Source organism: Streptomyces sp. (assembly GCF_036524955.1).
Taxonomy (GTDB): domain Bacteria; phylum Actinomycetota; class Actinomycetes; order Streptomycetales; family Streptomycetaceae; genus Actinacidiphila.
In genome coordinates this window covers 1-4223 of sequence record NZ_DATDBG010000305.1, presented here as the reverse complement: position 1 = coordinate 4223, position 4223 = coordinate 1, and the positions used below count along the sequence as shown (strand labels likewise).

The 4223-nt window shown below is 72.7% G+C and carries 3 protein-coding genes; all 3 read left to right on the top strand.

Annotated features, from left to right (window positions below):
• The coding region (locus tag VIW71_RS24215; RefSeq protein WP_331624708.1) for a lantibiotic dehydratase at positions 1-1680 on the top strand (1680 nt) is incomplete at its 5' end.
• A complete protein-coding gene (locus tag VIW71_RS24210; RefSeq protein WP_331624707.1) occupies positions 1677-2942 on the top strand; it encodes a lanthionine synthetase C family protein in 1266 nt (421 codons plus the stop codon). The genes VIW71_RS24215 and VIW71_RS24210, both read left to right, overlap by 4 nt.
• 20 nt (positions 2943-2962) lie before the next feature.
• Positions 2963-4223, top strand: a 1261-nt coding sequence (locus VIW71_RS24205; protein WP_331624706.1) for a methyltransferase, FxLD system, incomplete at its 3' end; no start/stop codon positions are given.

Genomic DNA, 4223 nt, shown 5'->3' with positions numbered 1-4223 from the left:
CGGTTCCGGCTGGAGGTCGTGAGCGTATCCCGCGGGGTCGGCGTCACCTCGGGTCGGTTCCTGAGCGTGCTGGCCCCCGAGGACCGTGCGGCCCTGGCCGCCGAGCTGTCCGATCTGCCGACCGGGGACGCCGGGACCGTGCCCGCCCAGCTCTCCTTCCCGCCGCTGCTGCCCGACAGCGCCCACGTCATCCGGACGCCGCGCGTCCTGCCGCTCGTGATCAGCCTGCACGAACACCGGTCCCCTGGCGCGAATGTGCTCACGCCTACGGACCTGGCGGTGGCCTGCGACGGCCGCCGCATGTACCTGGCCGCCCCCGAGCGCGGCCTGCGCGTCGAAGCCGTGGGGATGCACGCGCTGAACCCGGCCACCCACACCCCGCCGCTGGCCCGGTTCCTCACCGAGCTGTCGCGCGCCCAGTGCGCCCAGGTCACCGTTTTCGACTGGGGCGTGGCGGCGGCGATGCCGTACCTGCCCCGCCTCCGCTACGGGCGTACGGTGCTGGCTCCCGCACGGTGGCGGCTTGAAGCGGGCGTGTTACCCGGCCGCGACCGCCCCCGATCCGAGTGGGACACGGCCCTGGACGATTGGCGCACGCGGCGGCGGATGCCTCAGCGGTTCTTCCTCGCGGAGGGCGACCGCCGCCTGCTCCTCGACCTCGACCAAGCGGGACACCGAACCCTCTTGCGTCAGCACCTGAACCGCGCTGGCTCGGCTGTCCTCGTCGAGGCCCCGCCGAAGGAGGCGTACGGCTGGTGCGACGGCCGCGCCCATGAGGTCGTCGTTCCCCTCAAGGCGACGCGACCCCCGGCGTGGCCGGCACTGCCGACCCCCACCCCGGCCCGTACCTTCTCCCCGGCGCAGATCCAGACCCCCGGCGTCTCGTCCATGCTGCTCGCCACCCTGTACGGAGACCTGCGCCGCCAGGACACCCTGCTGGCCCAGCACATCCCGGATCTGCTGAACCGGCTCGGCGGCCCGCCCTGGTGGTTCATCCGCTTCCGCGACCCCCACCATCACCTTCGGCTGCGCATTGCCCTCCCCGGCACCGACGCCTTCGCCGCAACCGCCCGCACGGTCGGCACCTGGGCCGACGAGCTGCGCACCGCCGGGTTGCTGTCGGATCTGCGGTTACCCACCTCGTACCGCGAGATGGGCCGCTGGGGTTCCGGCGGCGCCTGGGACGCAGCCGAGGAGGTGTTCCGCGCGGACTCACGTGCCGTCGTCGCCCAGCTCGGCCAGCCCCGGCGCCCGCACCAGCGCGCTCTGGTGGCCGCGCACACTATTGCCATCGCCGCCGCGTTCCTCGGCAGCACCGAAGCCGGGATGCGCTGGCTGATCGACCACGTTCCGCCCACTGCGCCCGCCCCGGTTCCCCGCCCGCGGTTCACCGAGACCGTACGGCTGGCCGACCCGTCCGACGACTGGGCGGCCCTGCGCGGCGTGCCCGGCGGGGATGCCGTCGTGGAAGCGTGGGCCGACCGGGACACGACACTTGCCGCCTACCGTCCGCACCTTCCCGGCCCGGACACCCAGGGCATCGCCGTGGACGACGTCCTGTCCTCGCTGCTGCACGTGCACTTCGTACGGCACGTCGCGGTCGACTTCGCCGAGGAGGCCGTCTGCCTCTACCTCGCCCGCGCCACCGCCCTGGCCTGGATGTCCAGGAGGACGCGGTGACCTGCCACCTCGCGCTCACGATGGCTGACGCCGTCGCCGACTTCCTGGCCGACCCCGCCACCGCGCCGCTGATCGCGCCTGAGCGCCGTCAGCACCTCGCGTACGGGCCGACCGGCATCGCGCTGCTGCACATCGAACGGGCCGCGGTCGGCCTGGGCCCGTGGCAGCGCGCCCACGACTGGCTCGCTGTCGCCGCGCGGCGGTCGTTCACCAGCGGCCCCGACAGCCACTCCTTCTACGGCGCACCCGCCCTCGCGCACGCCCTGACCTGCGCTGCCGACCACCTGCCAGGCGCCTACCAGCGCGCCCAGGAAACCCTGGACCGGCAGATGGCCGCCGACGTCCGCTGCCGTCTGGACGCCGCGCACAGCCGTATCGACGCAGGGCGTCTGCCGGAACTCGCCGAGTTCGACACGATCCGGGGCCTGGCGGGCTACGGCGCCTACTTCCTGCGCCACGACCCCACCGGCGCCGACGTACGCGCCATCCTCGACTACTGCGTACGCCTCACCGAACCGGCCACCCACGAAGGCGAGGCCCTGCCGGGCTGGTGGACACTTTCCGGACCCTCCGGTCGGCCGGACGACCGTTTCCCGGGCGGGCACGCCAACAGCGGCATGGCGCACGGCATCGGCGGCGTACTGGCGTTGTTGGCCCTCGCCGCCCGGCGCGGCATCACCGTCGATGGCCACCGCGAAGCCCTCCGTACGATCCTGGCTTGGCTCGACCGGTGGCAGGAGGACACCGCCAACGGCCTTGCCTGGCCGTACTGGATCACGCGAGACGAGCTGCGTACGGGCCGTCTCGCGGCCTCCGAGCCCCGGCGACCTTCCTGGTGCTACGGCCCCGCTGGCCTGGCCCGCGCCCAGCAGCTCGCCGCCCTCGCCCTCGGCGACACCGACCGCCAGCTCGAAGCCGAGCGTGCGCTCGTGGCCGCCCTCACCGACCCCGCCCAGCTCAAAGCCACCACGGACAACGGCCTGTGCCACGGCTTCGCCGGCCTCGCCCACGTCGCGGCCCGGACAGCCGACGACGCGCATGTGTCTACCGCCGGGCAGCTCCGTGCTGTTATCCCCGCGCTCCTGACGGCGGTCTGCCCGCCGGGCACCGACCCGGAGGCCGCTGTGAGCGCGCTCATCCAGGACGAGGAAGTCGGCCCCGGATTCCTCGACGGCGCCGCCGGAATCGCCCTGGCGCTCCTGGCTCCTGCCACCGGCACCCCGCCCTGTACCGCGTGGGACGCCTGCCTGCTCATCGCCTGACCCTCGACCAAAGGACCCGCATGGCCCCGGACCGCTGGCAGCAGCACAACATCACTTTCGCCGACCGTGAGACCGCCAAGCGCGCCATCACCGAACGCCTTGGCCCCGCCCTGCTGGCGGCCGAGGAACCCGGGCAGCTCACCGGCTGGTGGTTCATGAACAAGCAGCCCTGGCCACTGCGATACCGCGCCGCCGAACCGTCCCCGCTGATCGAGTCCCTGCTGAGCGATCTCGTCGGCGACGGCACGGTCTGGTCCTGGGTGCCCGGCATCTACGAACCGGAGACCGCCGCCTTCGGCGGCACGAAGGCCATGGACGCCGCCCACGACCTGTTCCACGAGGACAGCCGGCACCTGCTCACCTACCAGCCCGGCCCCGGCCGGTTGGGCCGCCGGGAGACCGCCGTCCTCCTGATCAGCCACATGATGCGGGCGGCCAATCTGGACTGGTTCGAGCAGGGCGACGTGTGGGCCAAGGCCGCCGCGCTCCGACCGGCCACCGACGCCCTCGCTCCCGAGCGGGCCGCCGCCCTAATCCCGGCGATGCAGAAGTTGATGACAGCCGACGCCCGCGGCCTGTGCCGCCCGAACGGCCCGCTCGACGGGCACGGCGAATGGGCGGCCGCCTTCGAACGGGCCGGTACGACGCTCGCTGACCTCGCCGCCGGGGGCGGGCTCACGCGCGGACTGCGAGCCGTCATCGCCCACCACATGATCTTCCACACCAACCGCGCCGGTCTCCCCCCAGACGACCAAAACGCCCTGTTCACCACCGCACGAGAGGCAGTCATGGGATCAAGTGACAACACCGCGTCGTCCGCCGACGACACGACCAAGAGCAGTAGCGTCGGGGCGGTGACAACCGACGCGATCACCGCCCCCGAGGCCGGGGGTGAACGACTCCGCAATGCCCTGGTCGACCAGATCCGCGAGTCCGGATACGCCCGCACGCCCGCCGTCGAGGTCGCGCTGCGCACCGTTCCCCGCCACCTGTTCGTGCCCGACGCTTCCCTCGAAGACGCCTACGCCAACGCGACGGTCAATATCAAATACGACACCGACGGCACCTCGATCTCCTGCGCCTCCCAGCCCGGCGTCGTCGCCCTCATGCTCGACCAACTGGACGCCCAGCCCGGCGACTGCATCCTCGAACTCGGCGCCGGCACCGGCTACAACGCCGCCCTCCTCGCCCACCTCGTCGGCGAAACCGGACACATCACCACCATCGACGTCGACGACGACCTCGTGGAAGGAGCCCGCGCGCACCTCGCCGCTGCCGGGT